We start from the raw sequence: 17,863 nt of genomic DNA on the forward strand, positions 1-17,863 counted from the left end.
TCATGCCACCGTCGACTCGGAGGACTCGTCCAGCTGCCGGCGCTCGATCAGGGCCGCGCGCTGCTCCGCCTCCCACTCCGCGGCCTGTACGTCCTCCGGCAGAGCCGGACCCGACGATTCCGTCATGGCCCGGTCGGTGAAGACCAGTGGTCTCTCCGCCTCCGTCACCAGGTGTTTGACCACCTGCACATTGCCGTTGACGTCCCAGACGGCGATACCCGGAGTGAGCGTCGGGATGATCTCGACGGCCCACCGCGGCAGGCCCAGCACCCTTCCCGTCGCTCTCGCCTCGTCCGCCTTCTGGGCGTAAATCGTTCTCGTCGAGGCCATTTTGAGGATGGCGGCGGCTTCCCGCGCGGCCGCCCCGTCCACCACGTCCGACAGGTGGTGGACCACCGCCACGAAGGACAGGCCCAGTCGGCGCCCGAACTTCAGCAGCCGCTGGAAGAGCTGGGCCACAAAGGGCGAGTTGATGATGTGCCACGCCTCCTCCACCAGGAAGATGCGCTTCTTGCGGTCCGGGCGGATCCAGGTGTGTTCGAGCCAGACTCCGACGATCGCCATGAGAATGGGCATGGCGATCGAGTTGCGGTCGATGTGGGAGAGATCGAAGACGATCAGCGGGGCGTCCAGGTCGATCCCGACCGTCGTCGGGCCGTCGAACATGCCCCGCAGGTCGCCGTCGACCAGCCGGTCCAGGACGAGCGCGACATCGAGGCCCCAGGCCCGTACGTCGTCTATGTCGACGTTCATCGCCTCCGCCGACTCCGCCTCCGGATGCCGCAGCTGGTCCACGATGTCCGTCAGCACCGGCTGCCGGTCGACGATCGTCTCGTTCACATACGCATGGGCCACCTTCAGCGCGAAGCCGGACCGCTCGTCGAGGCCGTGCCCCATCGCGACCTCGATGATCGTACGGAGCAGGGCCAGCTGGCCGGTCGTGGTGATCGCCGGGTCCAGCGGGTTGAGGCGGATGCCGCCGTCCAGCGCCGTCATCGGGTCGAGCCTGATGGGGGTTATCCCCAGCTCCTGGGCGACGAGATTCCACTCGCCCACCCCGTCCTCGCCCTGGGCGTCCAGGACGACGACCTGCCGGTCGCGGAAGCGCAGCTGGCGCAGGACGTATGTCTTCTCCAGCGCCGACTTGCCGTTTCCGGACTCCCCGAGCACCAGCCAGTGGGGGGCCGGCAGCTGCTGGCCGTACAGCTGGAAGGGGTCGTAGATATAGCCCTTTCCGCTGTACACCTCGCGGCCGATGATCACGCCCGAGTCGCCGAGGCCCGGCGCGGCGGTCGGCAGGTAGACGGCCTGGGCCTGCCCCGTGGACGTACGCACGGGCAGGCGCGTCGTCTCCACCTTGCCGAACAGGAAGGAAGTGAAGGCATCTGTGAAGACGGACAGCGGATCTCGCATGGCGGACTGCCCTCTCCTCAGCGTCGGATGCCGGTCGCGAACGGCAAGGTGTTCACAAAGGCCCGGTGGTGCTCGCGATCGCACCACTCCAGCTTCAGATAGGACTTGCCGGCCGAGGCCCTGATTGTGCGCTTGTCCCGGGCCAGAGCCTCGGGTGAACGCGACGACACAGTGATGTACCCGACAAGATTCACCCCTGCCGCACCGCTCGCGAGATCTTCACCCCGCTGGTCGAGCCGCCCGTGCGCGGCGATGTCGCGCGGGTCGACGGTGCGGTTCATCTTGGCGGCGCGGCTCGCGTCCGCCTCGTCGTTCGTCTTCTCGGTGAGCATCCGCTCGATGGCGACCTCGGTGGGCTCCAGGTCCATGCAGACCGCGACCGTACGGATCACATCGGGGGTGTGGACGAGCAGCGGCGCGAGGAAGTTGACGCCGACCGGGGTCATGGGCCACTCCTTCACCCAGGCGGTGGAGTGGCACCAGGGCGCGCGGGTGGAGGACTCGCGGGTCTTCGCCTGGAGGTAGGTGGGCTCCATGGCGTCGAGCTCGGCGGGCCAGGCGTTGCGTTTCGTCATCGCCTGGATGTGGTCGATGGGGTGGTCGGGGTCGTACATCGAGTGCACCAGGGAGGCGAGCCGGCCCTGGCCGAGCGGCTGGCGGACCCGGATGTCGGCCTCGGCGAGGCGGGCGCAGATGTCGGTGAGCTCGCGGGCCATGACGACGGCGAGGCCGGCGTCCCTGTCGAGCTTCCTCGAACCCGAGGCCTTCGAGCCGGAGGAGTGCCGGGCGGCGCGGGCCATGGTGTGGGCCTCGGCGGCCAGTTCGCGGGAGTAGTGCATACAGGCGACGAGGTAGGCGCGGTGCTGCTCGCTGGAGGTGGAGACCATCGACTGGAGCTGGTCGTAGGAGTCGCGCAGCCAGCGGGGTGACTGCTGGTTGCCGCGCTGGGCGACGTCCTTGGCGTGGGCGTCGGGGTCGGCCGGGAGCGTGCGCGCGAGCATCTGAAGTCGCGTCACAAAGCCGTCGCCGTTGGCCACATGCTTGAGCAGGGTGCCGAAGCGGTCGACGAGGGCCTCCTGGTCCTCGCTGTCGCGCAGGCCGACGCCGGGGCCCTCGATCTCGATGGCGGCGGTGACGGTACGGCGGTCGGCGTGCAGCAGTACGGCGATCTCGTCGGGGCCGAAGGGGGCGGCGAGCCAGTTGATCCGGCCGATGCCCGGGGGCGGGCCGACCTCGACCTCACGCCCGTCGAGCCGGGTGCCGGCCTCGCCGACGGAGGAGCGGTACAGGGTGCCGCTGCGCAGGGTGCGCTTGTAACTGCGGTTGATCTCGAACCATTTGTAGAAGGTGCGGTGCTTGTACGGGACGTACACGGCGGCGAGGGCGAGCAGCGGGAAACCCATCAGCAGCACGATCCGCAGGGACAGGACGGGGACCAGCAGCCCGCTCATCATGCCGAGGAACGCGCCGGCGATGATCAGGGCGATCTCGCCGGTCTCGCGGTTCTTGCCGACGATCGCGTTCGGCCGGGCCCGGCCGATCAGATACGTACGGCGGGGCGTGATGGGTTGGGACTGGGTCGTCAACGCCCTCCACCTCCTGTGCTCTTGCGGTTGCTGTGCGGGTTGCTGGTGCCGGGCGCGCTGCTACGGGGCGGAGGTGCGGCGGGTACGGATCCGCCGCCGCCCGCGCCCCCACCGGTGCCGCCGGAGGGGCGGCTGCTGTGCGCGGCCACGCCGCCGCTGATGGGGTTGGCGGGGCGGGGGGCGCTGCCGTTGCTGTCGCCGCCGTGCTGGTTGCCGCGGCTGCTGTGGGTCTTGATGCCCTGGGAGACGAGGTTGGCGGGCGAGCTGATGACCGCGGCCGCGGCGTTCTCGGCGCCGTTCTGCAGGCGGTTGTTGCGGGAGGCGATGATCTCGTCGCCGAAGCCGGGGACGAAACGGTAGATCACCGCGGAGGCGAAGATGGCGAGCAGAATGATCGCGAGGCCGGAGACGACGGCGGAGAAGGAGTCGGGTCCGTTCTCGGCGGAGAGTGCGCCCGCGAGACCCAGGACGATCGCGATCACTGGCTTGACCATGATGATCGCGATCATGATTCCGGCCCAGCGGCGGACACGCCCCCACATGTTCTTGTCGACGAGTCCGGAGTAGACGACGACGCCCAGGAGGGCGCCGACGTAGAGCAGGATGGCGCGGATGAACAGCTCGAGGAAGAGGACGCCGGCGGCGAGGATCGTGACGAGTGAGACGACGATCAGCATGATCGGCCCGCCGCCGATGTCGGTCCCCTTTTTGAGGGCGCCGGAGAAGTTCCCGAAGAACTGGTCGGTCTGCCCGCTGGTGCCGCCTGCGATGACCTCGGTGACGCCGTCGGTCGCGGAGACGAGGGTGTAGAGGATGAGCGGGGTGAAGGCGGACGCGAGGACGGTGAGCCAGAGGAAGCCGACGGCTTCGGAGATGGCGGTGGTGAGGGGGACGCCGCGGACGGCGCGCTTGGCGACGGCGAGGAGCCAGAGGACGAGGGTGAGGATGGTGGAGGCGGCGAAGACGATGGCGTACTGGGCGCGGAAGGCGGAGTTGGTGAAGTCGACGGTGGCGGTGGAATTCACCGCTTTGGAGAGCTGGTCGATGGTCCAGACGGCGGCGTCGGCGCAGCCGCGGGCGAGGGAGGCGAGGGGGTCGAGGGCGTCGGCTGGTTCGAGGGGGGTGCGTTTGGCTCCGCCGGGTGCGCCGTTGTCGCAGTAGTCCCGCGCGGGCCCAGCGATGAGCCCACACGGATCGTCGGTCTTGCCCGGTGTGGGCGTGGGCGTCGGTGCTGCGGCTGCCCGGACCGCAAACAGGAGCGCCGCCGCCTGGACGGCCGCCAGGGTGGTCATGATGGAGCGCAGCCGGAGGTGAGGGTTAGCGGGCATATGTGAACCCTCCGAATTCCTTGACTGCTCCAGCGATTTCGTCGGATCCGGACACGGGGTTGTCACCGGTGACTGGCGTAGGCCCAGTCTTCTGACTGGTAGCCAGGACCTTCCAGTCGGACCCGGTCCACTTCAGCTTGACGCTCACTGTGAACCAGCCGTTCGTCACCGGCTTGGTGGACTTCGCGCCCGTCAGCCCGAACAAGCCCATGCACCAGACGTCGACATCAGCGGCCTCGCTCGAGAAGCTCTTGACCTTGGTGCCTGCCGGAAGGGTCCGGTTGACGAACGTGGAGCCGGCTGGGGCGGCGCCGTCGGCACTCAGGCCGATCTGAGTGAGGAAGGCGGGGGAGTAGTCGGCGTCGAACCCTGACTGGAGCTTGTCCAGCGTGCTGGAGTCGGCGATGGACTTCACGATGCTCTGACGGCGCTGCGTGTTGAACATGCCGTCAGAACCCAGCGCCACCGCGTAATTCGCCGCCGCGCTCTGCGCCCCCTGCTCATCCCTCGCGAACCCCGACGGAATCCCCCCGGCCTCCCCCTTCACCGGCCGCACCCCCGTCGCCGCCGTCGGAGCCGCCCCCGCGCCCTTCTCGCCCTCGGCCGATGTGCCGTCGTCGCCCCCGCCCTGGTTCGCGAACGCGATAGCCGCGATCAGCAGCACCACGACGCCCACCACCGTGATCAGGGAGCGTGAGTTCCGTACGGGGCGCCGCGCGCCGCCGTAGACGTCGGTGTCGGCGCCGCCCGGCAGGCGGGTACGCGTCTGGCCCGTGCCGCCGAAGTCGTCGTCCGTGCGGCCGCCCGACTCGCCGCCGTAGCCGTGTTCGTCCCCGAGGCTCATCTCGCGTACGCCCCCTCAACCGTTTGCAGTGCCGCGTAGTACGACCCGTAGTACGACGGTAGTCGTGCTGCTTCCCGCGCGGGCGCGGTGTGGTGACTCGACATCAGGGAGACGCAACCTCGAAGGGTGGGCCGGGCACGCCCGGAGGGTCTGACGGGCGGTTAGACAGCCATCCCGTACACGATGGTGAACAAGGTCCCCAGTGACCCGATGATGAAGACGCCGGTAAGGCCGGCGACGATCAGGCCCTTGCCCTGCTCCGCGCTGAAGGTGTCGCGCAGTGCCGTCGCGCCGATGCGCTGTTTGGCCGCGCCCCAGATCGCGATGCCCAGGCAGAGGAGGATGGCAACCGCCATCACGACCTCGATCATCACCCGCGCCTCGTTCCCCAGGCTCCCGAAAGGCCCCCAGTTCGGGGCGATTCCGCCGATGATGGTGGTGATGTCGCCCTTTTCGGCTGCCAGGATCATGTAACTCACCGCCCCTGTTGGGTTGTTCAGTGCCCTGCCGCTCGGCATGGGCCGTCGCTCTATCTTCGCTGATGAAACCGACCGCGTAAGCCGCCTTGGGGGGTCTCTTTACCCGATCTCCGCACGTATGACCGATCGCGCCGCCCTGACCTGCGGCGGCGGGGATCGGAGCGATGCGAGAAGTGCGTATGGTCACTCTGTGTATCACGGAGGGTGACTCCGGGCAATGACTGTCGTTGTTGCGCATTTGGGGCGCGTGGAGGCATGCGGGGGGCACCTCCGTCGGACCACCGCGTCCGGGGGCCGCTGTCGGGCTCCCCCCTTTCGCGTTGGGCGCCATGCGCGTGTCCCCCGTGGCGGAAGCGGTCCATTCCTGTGGTCTACGGGGACGGCGGGTCGGGGGAGGTCGGTTCCGCAGGCGGAGAGTTCGGGCCGCGCCGGCATGCTGCTTCCAACAACACCCGTGCCAGGCGGAGTTGGTTATCTTGGTCCGTGTGACCGACAACGCGCACTTACTCGCCCGGATCGACACCTCGCGCCCGCACACCGCCCGGATCTGGAACTACTGGACCGGCGGCAAGGACAACTACGAAGTCGACCGCGAAGCCGGTGACCAGATCCGCAGGCTCCACCCCGGCATCGGCGACTACGCGGTCGCCGATCGGCTGTTCCTGGGGCGGTCCGTGCACCATCTGGCCGCCGATGTCGGCATCCGGCAGTTCCTTGACATCGGCACCGGGCTGCCCAGCGCCGACAACACCCACGAGGTCGCCCAGCGCGCCGCGCCCGACGCTCGGATCGTGTACGTGGACAACGATCCCCTCGTGCTCGCGCATGCGCGCGCCCTGCTCACCAGTACGCCCGAAGGCCGCACCGATTATCTCGACGCCGATCTGCGCGATGTGGACACGATCCTGGAGCGCGCCGCCGGAACGCTCGATCTCACCCGGCCGGTTGGGCTGATGCTGCTCGGCGTGGTGATCTTCATCGAGGACGACGAGGAGTCGTACGGGATCGTGCGCCGCCTCATGGACGCGCTGCCCGCGGGCAGTCATCTCGTGCTGTCCCACACGATCACCAGCCCGGCGATGCCCGATGTGGACGCGGCCGTCGCGTTCTGGAACGAGCACGGCACGCCCCGGCTCACCCAGCGCACCCCGCAGGAGCTCGCCCGGTACTTCGACGGGCTCGACATGCTGGAGCCCGGACTGGTGTCGTGTTCCCGCTGGCGGCCGCCGGCCGCCGACGGTGAAGAGCCCGCCGAGGTGGCCATGTTCGGCGGCGTCGGACGCAAGCCGTAGGCGCGCGGGTGGAAACGGGCCGGAACACGGCGTGGATGGGGGAGGGTTGAGGGCGTGCGAAAAGTCTGGGTGGCCAGTGGGATCGGGCTGGGGCTGTGCCTGAGCTTCGTCGCGCTGCTCGTCGTGGGGACCTACTCCGCGGCCGCCGGGCTCTTCGGCGGTGCGAACGGCGCCGGCGGGCGGGCCATCGGGCTCGCCAAGGGTGCCGTGCCCGCGCTCTATCAGCCGCTCGTACAGAAGTGGGGCAACCTCTGCCCGGCCATCAACCCGGCGCTGCTCGCCGCCCAGCTCTACCAGGAGAGCGGCTGGAACCCGAAGGCGCGGAGCCCCGCCGCTGCCCAGGGCATCGCACAGTTCATCCCCGGTACCTGGGCGACGCACGGCATCGACGGGGACAAGGACGGGGACAAGGACGTATGGGATCCGGCAGATGCGATTCCGTCTGCTGCCTCGTACGACTGTGAGTTGGCCGGATACGTAAAGAAGGCGCCCGGCGATCAGACCGACAACATGCTCGCCGCGTACAACGCGGGCGCCTACGCCGTCATCAAGCACGGGGGCGTGCCGCCGTACCGGGAGACGCAGAACTACGTCAAGGTCATCCGCACGCTGGAGAAGAGCTTCGCCAGGCCCATCGGGCGGGTCGAGCCGTCGCGGCAGGCTGCCGGGGCGATCTACTTCGCGCAGCAGAGGCTCGGCACCGAGTATCTGTGGGGCGGCAACGGCACGCCCGAGCAGGGCGGACGTTTCGACTGCTCAGGGCTGACGCAGGCCGCGTACCAGACCGTGGGCATCGAGCTGCCACGTGTCGCGAACGATCAGTACAACGCCGGTCCGCACCCGTCGCGCGACGAGCTGCTTCCCGGCGATCTCGTCTTCTTCTCGGACGACCTCACCAATTCGCGGGCGATCCGGCACGTCGGGCTCTATGTGGGCGGCGGGTACATGATCGACGCTCCGTACACCGGGGCGGTGATCCGTTTCGACAAGATCGACACCCCGGACTACTTCGGCGCGACGAGGGTCACCAAGGATGGCGCGAAAGCGCTGCCGACGACCGTCCCGGAAGCCTGATGAAGCGTTGGACGTGGCCGGAACTGTCCGCAAGGCCAAGGCCCTGAGCTGCGACGATGTATCACTCTTCGGTAACGTCATGGTGATCTTTCGGTGGAGAGTGGAACGTACACAGGGAATGGGCCGTTCCCTGGACGGGTACAGCCGCACTGACCATGCAGCAGACACCGCACTGACCACGGGGGTTGGTAGAGGCGAGGCATCCGGAAGGGGCGTCGCACCAGGCAACAAGGCAAGGGGCTGCAGCAGATGGCCGGACTCGCAGTGGGCTTCCCCGTGACGGAGCCGATGGGGTCCCCCCTGACACAGTCGAGGGGAGGGTCCGACCCCGACCTCAGCCTGCTCTACGGCATCAATGGCCTCGCCAAGGACGCCCCGTCGTGGCTCGACCGCACGATGGAGTTCGTCGGCGAATACGGAATCATGCTCGCGCTCGTCCTGGTCGTGCTGTGGTGCTGGTGGAGCGTGCGCAGGCGCGGCACTGCCGAGGACTCGGTCGCCGCGGTCGCCGGGCTGATCTGGACGCCGCTGGCCGCGGGTATCGCGCTGCTGGTCAACATTCCCATCCGCGGGTTCGTGGAGAGACCGCGGCCGTTCGTCGAGCACCAGGGCCTCGAGGTCCTGGTGCCGGGGAAGACTGACTACTCCTTCGTCAGCGACCACGCGACGCTCGCGATGGCGATCGGCGCCGCGCTCTTCGTCGCCCACCGCAGGTTCGGCCTTGCCGCGATCGGGCTCGCGCTCGCCGAGGGATTCTGCCGGGTCTATATGGGCGTGCACTACCCGACCGATGTGGTCGGCGGCTTCGCGCTCGGCACGGCGGTGGCGCTGCTGCTGGCGCCGCTCGCGCTGGCACTGCTGACGCCGCTGGTGTCGGCGGTGGCCGGGTCGGGGCGGGCCGGGTGGCTCGTACGGTCGAAGCGGGCGGAGGGCGGTCCCGAGGGCCGCCCGGAGACGCTCGGCATCCCGGAGCCGTTGACCGAGGGCGCCGGGAGCGGTGAAAACGATCTCGCGGCGTGATCGCCTGACGGTTCGGGGAGCCCGGCCCTCGGCTGCCGGACCGCTCGGAGCGCCCGACCGGCCCGCTGCGTGCGGTTTGATCCTGCCGGACGCTCGCAACGCTTGACCGCGGTAGGCAGCGTGGTGGCCGGTTGGGACGCCTGACCGGCCGACCGCGTGACCGGCTGGTCCGGCCGGCCGGCCGCTAGCAGCGCCCGTCCGGCCGCCGGACCGCTCGGAGTCGCCCACCGGCCGGGCGCCGGAACGCCCCACCGCTTGGGCGGCCGTCCGCTAGAGCGCCTGCGGGAAGGTGAAGATCCGGTCCGGGTCGTACTGGTTCTTCAGGCGGGTGAGGCGGTCCGCCGCCGGGCCGTAATACGCCTTGCGCCAGTCGGTCAGCGTGGGATCTATGTAGTTCTGGTAGGCGGCGCCGGACGCATAGCGGCGCATCCCCGCATGGGTGTTTTTCAGCCAGGCCTGCTGGGCCGTGCCCGCTGTCCCGGGGCGCCAGGCGGCGATGTACTGCGCGAGCATCCTGGACCGCCGGTGTACGAACGACGTCGCCAGCGCGTCCACGCGGTTGACCGCCCCGCCGAGTGCGGTCAGCGCGACGGAGCCGCCGCCTCCGCCCTGTCCGGGCTTGATCCGGGTAAATGCCTCGACCCCGGAAATCAGTGCGCGCAGCCCCGCCGGTGAGAGATCGCGGTCGAAGAAGTCGGACGCCGCGGCGTACGTCTCGCGCTGCAGTGCGCCCTGCTTCGTACGGCCCGGAGTGGTGCCCGGCAGATGGCACTGGGCCTCACTGAACGTGGAGCAGCCCGCGTAGCCGAGCATCGCGTCGCGGTAGCCGCGGCGACGCACCGAGACCGAGCGCGCCGGCGAGCCCGCCCGGTCGGCGAGCCGGTCGAGGGCGTTGCGCAGATCGGCCTCGCTGCCGAGCGAGAACGCGGCGACGGAGAGCGTGGGTGTGGCGCCGGGACCGGCGGCGAGGTGCGCCGACGACCAGATCTCGTCCGGCTGCTCCGGGCCCCAGCGCTGCCAGGCGGCAAGCACCGCCGCGGCCTTCGACCAGGGCCAGGTGAGATAGGCGGTGACGGTCGCGGGCGTGGGATGCGTACGGAACCGGAGCCCGGTGACGACGCCGAAGTTGCCGTTGCCGGCGCCGCGCAGCGCCCAGAAGAGGTCCTTGTTCTCCTTCGCGCTCGCCGTCAGCAGCTTGCCGTCGGCCGTGACGATGGTCGCCGAGACGAGGCTGTCGCAGGTCAGTCCGTACGCACGCGAGGTGACGCCGTGCCCGCCGCCGAGGGTGAGCCCGGAGACGCCGACGGAGGGGCAGGAGCCCGCGGGTATGGTGCGGCCGCTGCGCGCGAGGGTGTTGTAGACGTCGATCAGCTTGGCGCCCGCACCGATGGAACCGTCCGCCGTGATGCGGTTGAGGGACGACACATCGATGACGAGGCGGCCGTTGCCCGACGACCAACCGGCATAGGAGTGGCCGCCGTTGCGGATGGAGACGGGGGTGCGGTGGGCCCTGGCCCAGGCCAGGCACTCCTTGACGTCGTCACTACCGGCGACATACGCGACGGCCGCGGGCTTCAGCGAGTCGAAGCGCGTGTTGTAGAGCTGCCGGGCGGCGGGGTACGCGGCGTCCCCGGGCCGTACGAGCTTCCCGTCGAGCCCGCGTGCGAGCGCGGTCCAGTCCGAGCCGGCCGCGGAAGCGGTGGCGGGAGCGGTGCCGCCTTTGCTCCGGGTGGTCGTGGTTGTCGTGGTGGTGGCCGCTGTCGTGCCGGTGCCGTCCTTCTTGCCTGTGCAGGCGGCAGCGGTCAGAACTACAGCGGTGGTGAGCAGCGCGCGCCGGTCCATGGAACCTCCTGGGGGACGAGACGGCTCTGGGGAGCGAGAGGTTCCGTCAGCGCGCGGAGTCGAATGCCGAGGTGTGCAATGCGGCGTCTGTACGTGCCCGTTCGCGCGAACGCCGCGCGGGCCCCAGCCAGCCGCAGGTGCATCGGGCCATGGCGAAGGAGCCCCGTTCGGTGGTGGTGGTGTGGTGGGCCGACGCGTCGCCGGCGGGGGCCTGCGGGTGCACCACTCCACGGTACTGGGACTTGCGGGCGCCCGACTCGCGTGACGAGGGGCCCAGGCAGTCGTTATGCGGGACGGGTGGGGCTCTCCTGGAAGCAGCGGTCCGGTGTTGGGGGTTGGCAGGCGATGGTGGTGCAGCAGCACAGGCGCAGGAGCGGGGCTATCGCCGTGGCGGCCGCCGTACTGGGGATGGCGGCGACCAGCGGCTGTTCCGCAGGCGGTGGCGCGGTCGCCGACGACCGGTGGGGCGGCGGAGCGGCCGACCGGGTGCGCAGGGCCGCGGACGTACTTGCCGCGACCGGGAGTTCCAGGGCCCGTACGTCCATGGAGACGGCCACCGGCGGGACCCGGGTGACGATCCGGGGCGAGGGCGGCTACGACTTCAGGCGGCGGATGGGGCAGCTCGTCGTCGTGCTGCCCAAGGACCCCGCGGGTGCGGACGAGCACAGTCCGGTCACCGAGCTGCTGGCGCCGGGCGCGCTGTACATGAAGAACCGGGGCGCGGGCGTACCCGCCGACAAGTGGGTACGGGTCGACACGACCACGCTGGAGGACGGGAACCTGGTCACCGGGGGCGCGACCGATCCGCTCGCCGCCGCCGAACTGCTGCGCAGCGCACAGGGTGTGACCTACGTCGGGGACGAGCGGCTCGCCGGGACGACGGTGCGGCACTACCGCGGCACGAGCGACATCGCACAGGCCGCACGCGCCGCCGAACCGCATGCCCGCGCCTCACTGGCGGCAGCGGCGAAAGGGTTCGCCAAGGACACCGTGCCCTTCGACGCCTACCTCGACGAACAGGGCCGGTTGCGCAAGGTGCGGCACCGGTTCAGTTTCACCAATGAGAGGGGTACGGTCGCCGTCACCTCGACCACCCTGCTGTACGACTTCGGGGCGCCGGTTGTCGTGCGTCTGCCGGAGGAACGGGACATTTACGCCGGGAGGATCAGGGCCTAAATGGTCCGGACGTGCCATGCGCGCGCTGTGCATCACTCCCTACGCTAGGAAGTCGGGACCGGCAGGAAGAGGTGATTGCACGTGGCACCGCCCAGTACGACACTCGTCCAGGACCACGTGGCCCTCGCCGAGATCGAGCTGTGTGGCGAGTTGATCATTGCGGCGTCGGCCGCTGACGAGGAGCGGCTCAGCCCGGACCGTATCGACGAGGTGCTGAAGGTGGCGGCCGAGCGGTTCGCCGCGACCCGGCAGGAATGAATGAGGGGCGCGGCCGGGAGGTCGTCGCCGCGGCCCATGGGCGCTTCCGGCTTGCTGGACATACCGGTTGCTGTCGGGCGTATCAGCTGCGTCGGGCGTATCAGGTGTGTCGGGCGTATCAGGTACGAAGGAGACGCGCGATCGCCTTCGTCGCCTCCTCGACCTTCGCATCGATCTCTTCGCCGCCCTTCACCGCTGCGTCTGCGACGCAGTGCCGCAGATGCTCCTCGAGGAGCTGAAGGGCGAAGGACTGCAGCGCCTTCGTGGAAGCGGAGACCTGGGTAAGTATGTCGATGCAGTAGACGTCCTCGTCGACCATCCGCTGCAGCCCGCGGATCTGGCCCTCGATCCGGCGCAGTCGCTTGAGGTGTTCGTCCTTCTGCTTGTGGTATCCGTGCACACCGTGGTCGTGGTCCGTGACCGGGGGGCCGGCCGCCTCGGTGGTCGTCATCGCGTCCTCCCGTTGTCCAGAAAGGGCCTGGATACCCCTCGTGGGTATATGGTAACGAATCCCGCCGGATCGGGGCATGGGGACCCCGTGCTGATCACTGTGCTCGATGGGCGACACTGATGGACGCCGGTTAGCCGTGGCCGGATGATGCACCTAGCATCAGCCTGACCAAATCCAGAGCACCCCGAGGACCCCACGTGCGATTTCGTCTGACCCCCAGGGAGACGAGCTTCTACGACATGTTTGCCGCATCCGCGGACAACATCGTCACGGGCTCGAAGCTCCTCATGGAATTGCTCGGGGCGGATGCCTCCGGCCGGGCCGAGATCGCGGAGCGGATGCGGGCAGCGGAACACGCTGGGGACGACGCCACGCACGCGATCTTCCACCAGCTGAACTCCTCGTTCATCACGCCGTTCGACCGCGAGGACATCTACAAACTCGCGTCGTCGCTCGACGACATCATGGACTTCATGGAGGAGGCCGTCGACCTGGTCGTGCTCTACCAGGTCGAGGAGCTCCCCAAGGGGGTCGAGCAGCAGATCGAGGTCCTGGCCCGGGCCGCGGAGCTGACCGCGGAGGCCATGCCGCATCTGCGGACCATGGACAACCTGACCGAGTACTGGATCGAGGTCAACCGCCTGGAGAACCAGGCCGACCAGATTCACCGCAAGCTCCTTGCGACGCTCTTCAACGGTAAGTACGACGCCATCGAGGTGCTCAAGCTCAAGCAGATCGTGGATGTGCTGGAGGAGGCGGCCGACGCCTTCGAGCATGTTGCGAACACCGTGGAGACCATCGCGGTCAAGGAGTCCTGAACCTCGTGGACACCCTTGCCCTGATCGTGACCATTGGTGTCGCGCTCGGATTCACGTACACCAATGGCTTTCACGACTCCGCGAACGCGATCGCGACCTCGGTCTCCACGCGTGCGCTGACGCCGCGCGCGGCGCTGGCGATGGCCGCGGTGATGAACCTCGCCGGTGCCTTCCTCGGACAGGGCGTAGCGAAGACCGTCAGCGAAGGGCTCATCGACACGCCCACGGGCAACCAGGGGATGGGCATCCTCTTCGCCGCGCTGCTCGGGGCGATCGTGTGGAACCTGGTCACCTGGTACTTCGGACTGCCGTCGTCCTCGTCTCACGCGCTGTTCGGCGGAATGGTCGGCGCGGCGCTCGCGGGCGGCACAGGGGTCATCTGGTCCGGGGTGCTCGACAAGGTCGTCATTCCGATGTTCGTCTCGCCGGTCGTGGGTCTGATCTGCGGGTATCTGGTGATGGTCGCGATCCTGTGGATGTTCCGGAAGGCCAGTCCGAACAGGGTCAAGCGTGGTTTTCGGATAGCGCAGACCGTCTCGGCGGCGGGCATGGCGCTCGGTCACGGACTCCAGGACGCGCAGAAGACGATGGGCATCGTGGTGATGGCGCTCGTCATCGCGGGCGTGGAGGACGAGGGCGATGCGATTCCGGTATGGGTGAAGATCGCATGTGCGCTGATGCTGTCGCTCGGGACATACGCGGGTGGGTGGCGGATCATGCGGACGCTCGGCCGCAAGATCATCGAGCTGGATCCGCCGCAGGGGTTCGCGGCGGAGACGACGGGGGCGTCGATCATGTTCGGCTCTGCCTTCCTGTTCCATGCGCCGATCTCGACGACGCATGTGATCACGTCCGCGATCATGGGGGTGGGCGCGACGAAGCGGGTGAACGCGGTGCGCTGGGGGGTTGCGAAGAACATCGTCATGGGGTGGTTCATCACGATGCCGGCCGCGGCGATTGTCGCTGCGCTGAGCTATGGGCTCGTGTACCTGATCTTCGGCTGACGGCTCGAAGAGTCCCCGGCCCCGGCCCCTGTCCCTTCTCGCTGTATCGATTTGCGGCTTCGACCCGACCCGTCGGCTTCGCGGCGGTGGCTGTGGGCTTTCGGACCGCGCCCTGTGAGTGTTGGCCCGGCCGTGCGACGGCGGAGCTGCGGCCGCCCCGGATCCCTGCCCTCGGCGTCGCGGCGGGGACCTCCTCCCCAACCTTCCCGGACTGCGGCGGGGCCCCCAAGCCTCCCGGACGGGCCGGCCATTCAGCCCCGCCGGCGATTGAGGCGCGGGTCCGGGGCGGAGCCCCGGTAGGGGGCAACGGCTGGGCCCGCCCCCTGGGAGAGGGGGCGGGCCCTTCGTCTTGCGGTGGCACCGCCATGCAGCACCGCAGGACGCTCGTGGCGCCGGTGACTATCCGAAGCGTCCCGAGATGTAGTCCTCGGTCGCCTGCACCGACGGATTCGCAAAGATCCGCTCCGTCTCGTCGATCTCGATCAGCCTCCCGGGCTGCCCGACCGCCGAGAGGTTGAAGAACGCCGTACGGTCCGAGACCCGCGCCGCCTGCTGCATGTTGTGCGTCACGATGACGATCGTGAAGCGCTCCTTCAGCTCCCCGATCAGGTCCTCGATCGCGAGCGTCGAGATCGGGTCCAGGGCCGAGCACGGCTCGTCCATCAGCAGCACGTCCGGCTCGACCGCGATCGCGCGGGCGATGCACAGCCGCTGCTGCTGGCCGCCGGAGAGGCTGGAGCCGGGCTTGTTCAGGCGGTCCTTGACCTCGTTCCAGAGGTTCGCGCCCTTGAGGGACTTCTCGACGACGTCCGCCAGCTGGTTCTTCTTGTACGAGCCGTTCAGCCGCAGGCCCGCCGCGACATTGTCGAAGATCGACATCGTCGGGAACGGGTTCGGCCGCTGGAAGACCATGCCGACCGTACGGCGTACGGCGACGGGGTCCACGCTGGAGGCGTACAGGTTCTCGTCGTCCAGCAGCACCTTGCCCTCGACGCGGCCGCCGGGCGTGACCTCGTGCATACGGTTCAGGGTGCGCAGGAACGTGGACTTGCCGCAGCCGGACGGGCCGATGAAGGCCGTCACGGAGCGGGGCTCCACGGTCATCGAGATGTCCTCGATCGCCTTGTGGGAGCTGTAGTAGGCAGTCAGGCCGCTGACGTCGATTCGCTTGGCCATGGGGATCACTTCCTAATCGCCGCGTCAGCGGCCGGTCTTGGGGGCTTTCCAGCGGGCTATGCCACGGGCCACCAGGTTGAGGAGCATGACGAAGGCGATCAGGACCAGGGCGGCGGCCCAGGCGCGGTCGTACGACGCCTCGCTGCCGACCCGGTACTGCTCCCAGATGTAGAAGGGGAGCGAGGACTGGGCGCCTTCGAACGGGTTGGTGTTGATCAGCTGGCTGCCGAAGACCAGAAGCATGATCGGCGCGGTCTCACCGGCGATACGCGCGATCGCGAGCATCACACCCGTGGTGATACCCCCGAGCGCGGTCGGGATGACCACCTTCAGGATCGTGCGCCACTTCGGTACACCGAGGGCCAGCGAGGCTTCGCGCAGCTCGTTCGGGACGAGCTTGAGCATCTCCTCGGTGGAGCGGACCACGACCGGGATCATCAGGATCGACAGCGCCAGCGCGCCCATCAGGCCGGACGGCTGAAGGTGGGACATCAGCATGATCGAGAGGATGAAGAGACCGGCGACGATCGACGGGATGCCCGTCATGACGTCGACGAAGAAGGTGACGGCCTTGGCGAGCGCGCCCTTGCCGTACTCCACGAGGTAGACCGCGGTCAGCAGACCGATCGGCACCGAGACGAGGGTGGCGAGGCCGACCTGCTCCAGGGTGCCGATGATGGCGTGGTAGACGCCGCCGCCCGCCTCGAAGCCGGGGACGCCGGCCATGGAGTGGCTGAGGAAGTACCCGTTGAGGACCTTCACACCGCGGCTGACGGTCACCCAGATCAGCGAGAACAGCGGGATCACGGCGAGGATGAAGCAGACCCACACGACGCTGGTGGCGAGGCGGTCCTTCGCCTGGCGCTTGTTCTCGACGATCGAGGTGACGACGTACGAGACGAGCACGAAGAACAGGGCCGAGACGAGGCCCCACTGAACGCGGCTCTCCCAGCCGGCCGCGATGCTGATGCTGCAGCCGAGGGCGATCGAGACGACCGCGAATGCGACGGGGGCCCAACGCGGCAGGGACCGGGCGCTGAGGGGGCCCTTGCGGGCGGCGGGGGCCGGGGTCGGCCTGTCCTTGACGGCTGTCTGGCTCATGCGTTGGCCCCCGAGTACTCCTTGCGGCGGGCGATGATCAGCCGGGCCGCGCCGTTGACCAGCAGGGTCAGGACGAACAGGACCAGGCCGGAGGCGATCAGGGCGTTGCGCCCGAGCTCATTGGCCTCGTCGAACTTCGCCGCGATGTTCTGGGCGAACGTTCCGCCGCCCGGGTTGAGCAGATGCAGAGAGATCACGAAGCTCGGGGAGAGGACCGTGGCGACGGCCATCGTCTCGCCGAGCGCACGGCCCAGGCCCAGCATCGAGGCGGAGATCACGCCCGAGCGGCCGAACGGGAGGACCGACATCCGGATGACCTCCCAGCGGGTGGCGCCGAGGGCGAGGGCTGCCTCCTCGTTCATCCGCGGGACCTGCAGGAAGACTTCGCGGCTGACGCTGGTCACGATCGGCAGGATCATGATCGCGAGCAGAATGCCCACGGTGAACAGCGAGCGGGCGACGCCGACCTCGGTCTTCTCGAAGATGTACGTCCAGCCGAAGAACTCGTCGAGCCAGAGGTTGAGACCTTCGAGGTACGGGACCAGGAAGAGGGCGCCCCAGATGCCGTAGATGATCGACGGAACGGCGGCCAGCAGATCCACGACGTAGGCGATGGGCGCGGCCAGCTTGCGCGGCGCGTAGTGCGAGATGAACAGCGCGATGCCGACGGCGACCGGAACGGCGATCACCATCGCGATGATCGAGCTGATCACCGTGCCGAAGAGGAGGACCGCGATGCCGAAGACCGGCGGGTTGCCCGCCGGGTTCCAGTCGAAGGTGGTGAGGAAGTTGCCCTCGTCCTTCGAGATGGCGATGGCGGCGCGGTAGGTGAGGAACGCGGCGATCGACGCCATGATCACCAGGAGCAGGATTCCCGAGCCGCGGGACAGGCCGATGAAGACCTTGTCGCCTGCGCGACCCGTGGAGGTGCTCTTCCTGGCGGACGGCGGAGCCGGCGTTGGAGGAGGGGAGTCTATGGGTGTGGTGGAAGCCATGATCTT

17 protein-coding genes are annotated in these 17,863 nt (G+C 68.8%); 7 read left to right on the forward strand and 10 right to left on the reverse strand.

The annotated features are described in order from the left end of the window. From OG729_RS21090 to OG729_RS21110, 5 genes are all read right to left on the reverse strand, one after another. On the reverse strand, nucleotides 1-1,413 hold the full coding sequence (locus tag OG729_RS21090) for an ATP-binding protein (protein WP_360878208.1): 1,413 nt from the start codon (nucleotides 1,411-1,413) through the stop codon (nucleotides 1-3). 17 nt (nucleotides 1,414-1,430) lie between these two features. Then, nucleotides 1,431-2,999, reverse strand: coding sequence for an SCO6880 family protein (locus OG729_RS21095; protein ID WP_360878205.1), 1,569 nt, complete (start codon nucleotides 2,997-2,999; stop codon nucleotides 1,431-1,433). Continuing rightward, nucleotides 2,996-4,327: a hypothetical protein gene (locus tag OG729_RS21100; RefSeq protein ID WP_405807651.1), complete on the reverse strand. Its 1,332-nt coding sequence runs from the start codon at nucleotides 4,325-4,327 to the stop codon at nucleotides 2,996-2,998. Before OG729_RS21100 ends, OG729_RS21095 begins: the two co-directional genes overlap by 4 nt. After that, complete coding sequence (locus OG729_RS21105) at nucleotides 4,317-5,171, reverse strand: hypothetical protein (protein WP_405807653.1); 855 nt, start codon at nucleotides 5,169-5,171, stop codon at nucleotides 4,317-4,319. The genes OG729_RS21100 and OG729_RS21105 overlap by 11 nt, the downstream gene beginning before the upstream one ends. Nucleotides 5,172-5,332: 161 nt before the next feature. Then, a complete protein-coding gene (locus OG729_RS21110; protein WP_142217964.1) occupies nucleotides 5,333-5,641 on the reverse strand; it encodes a hypothetical protein in 309 nt (102 codons plus the stop codon). A 485-nt stretch (nucleotides 5,642-6,126) separates the two neighbouring features. On the opposite strand from OG729_RS21110, the gene OG729_RS21115 reads away from it, so the two are divergent. The 3 genes from OG729_RS21115 to OG729_RS21125 all read left to right on the forward strand — a co-directional run bounded on the left by OG729_RS21115 (nucleotide 6,127) and on the right by OG729_RS21125 (nucleotide 9,036). Continuing rightward, nucleotides 6,127-6,942: an SAM-dependent methyltransferase gene (locus tag OG729_RS21115; RefSeq protein WP_405807654.1), complete on the forward strand. Its 816-nt coding sequence runs from the start codon at nucleotides 6,127-6,129 to the stop codon at nucleotides 6,940-6,942. Between the two features lie 69 nt (nucleotides 6,943-7,011). After that, on the forward strand, nucleotides 7,012-8,016 hold the full coding sequence (locus OG729_RS21120; RefSeq protein ID WP_405811211.1) for an NlpC/P60 family protein: 1,005 nt from the start codon (nucleotides 7,012-7,014) through the stop codon (nucleotides 8,014-8,016). Nucleotides 8,017-8,304: 288 nt separating this feature from the next. Beyond that, a complete protein-coding gene (locus OG729_RS21125; protein ID WP_405811213.1) occupies nucleotides 8,305-9,036 on the forward strand; it encodes a phosphatase PAP2 family protein in 732 nt (243 codons plus the stop codon). Between the two features lie 270 nt (nucleotides 9,037-9,306). Here OG729_RS21125 and OG729_RS21130 read toward each other — a convergent pair whose 3' ends face one another. Then, nucleotides 9,307-10,878, reverse strand: a complete 1,572-nt coding sequence (locus OG729_RS21130; RefSeq protein WP_405807656.1) for an FAD-binding oxidoreductase — start codon at nucleotides 10,876-10,878, stop codon at nucleotides 9,307-9,309. Between the two features lie 345 nt (nucleotides 10,879-11,223). Between OG729_RS21130 and OG729_RS21135 the strand changes: the two genes are divergently transcribed. Both OG729_RS21135 and OG729_RS21140 read left to right on the forward strand, forming a co-directional pair. Then, a complete protein-coding gene (locus OG729_RS21135) occupies nucleotides 11,224-12,054 on the forward strand; it encodes a hypothetical protein (protein ID WP_360878187.1) in 831 nt (276 codons plus the stop codon). Between the two features lie 75 nt (nucleotides 12,055-12,129). Beyond that, nucleotides 12,130-12,312 carry a hypothetical protein gene (locus OG729_RS21140; protein WP_360878184.1) on the forward strand — a complete coding sequence of 61 codons (183 nt, stop codon included), beginning with the start codon at nucleotides 12,130-12,132 and terminating at the stop codon, nucleotides 12,310-12,312. A gap of 118 nt (nucleotides 12,313-12,430) precedes the next feature. On the opposite strand, the gene OG729_RS21145 is transcribed toward OG729_RS21140, so the two are convergent. Beyond that, complete coding sequence (locus tag OG729_RS21145) at nucleotides 12,431-12,763, reverse strand: metal-sensitive transcriptional regulator (protein ID WP_251017580.1); 333 nt, start codon at nucleotides 12,761-12,763, stop codon at nucleotides 12,431-12,433. Between the two features lie 197 nt (nucleotides 12,764-12,960). Between OG729_RS21145 and OG729_RS21150 the strand changes: the two genes are divergently transcribed. Both OG729_RS21150 and OG729_RS21155 read left to right on the forward strand, forming a co-directional pair. After that, nucleotides 12,961-13,581, forward strand: coding sequence for a DUF47 domain-containing protein (locus OG729_RS21150; RefSeq protein WP_307662564.1), 621 nt, complete (start codon nucleotides 12,961-12,963; stop codon nucleotides 13,579-13,581). Nucleotides 13,582-13,586: 5 nt separating this feature from the next. Further along, nucleotides 13,587-14,585, forward strand: a complete 999-nt coding sequence (locus OG729_RS21155) for an inorganic phosphate transporter (protein WP_360878179.1) — start codon at nucleotides 13,587-13,589, stop codon at nucleotides 14,583-14,585. 399 nt (nucleotides 14,586-14,984) lie between these two features. Here OG729_RS21155 and pstB read toward each other — a convergent pair whose 3' ends face one another. Genes pstB through pstC form a run of 3 tightly spaced genes read right to left on the reverse strand, consistent with a single transcriptional unit; the run spans nucleotide 14,985 to nucleotide 17,857 of the window. Further along, nucleotides 14,985-15,761 carry a phosphate ABC transporter ATP-binding protein PstB gene (gene pstB / locus OG729_RS21160; protein WP_360878176.1) on the reverse strand — a complete coding sequence of 259 codons (777 nt, stop codon included), beginning with the start codon at nucleotides 15,759-15,761 and terminating at the stop codon, nucleotides 14,985-14,987. A 24-nt stretch (nucleotides 15,762-15,785) separates the two neighbouring features. Then, on the reverse strand, nucleotides 15,786-16,862 hold the full coding sequence (gene pstA / locus OG729_RS21165; protein ID WP_360878173.1) for a phosphate ABC transporter permease PstA: 1,077 nt from the start codon (nucleotides 16,860-16,862) through the stop codon (nucleotides 15,786-15,788). Beyond that, nucleotides 16,859-17,857 carry a phosphate ABC transporter permease subunit PstC gene (gene pstC, locus OG729_RS21170; RefSeq protein ID WP_360878170.1) on the reverse strand — a complete coding sequence of 333 codons (999 nt, stop codon included), beginning with the start codon at nucleotides 17,855-17,857 and terminating at the stop codon, nucleotides 16,859-16,861. The genes pstA and pstC overlap by 4 nt, the downstream gene beginning before the upstream one ends. Nucleotides 17,858-17,863: the final 6 nt, after the last annotated feature.

Origin of the sequence: Streptomyces sp. NBC_00210 (assembly GCF_045160975.1) — a bacterium.
Taxonomy (GTDB): Bacteria; Actinomycetota; Actinomycetes; order Streptomycetales; family Streptomycetaceae; genus Streptomyces.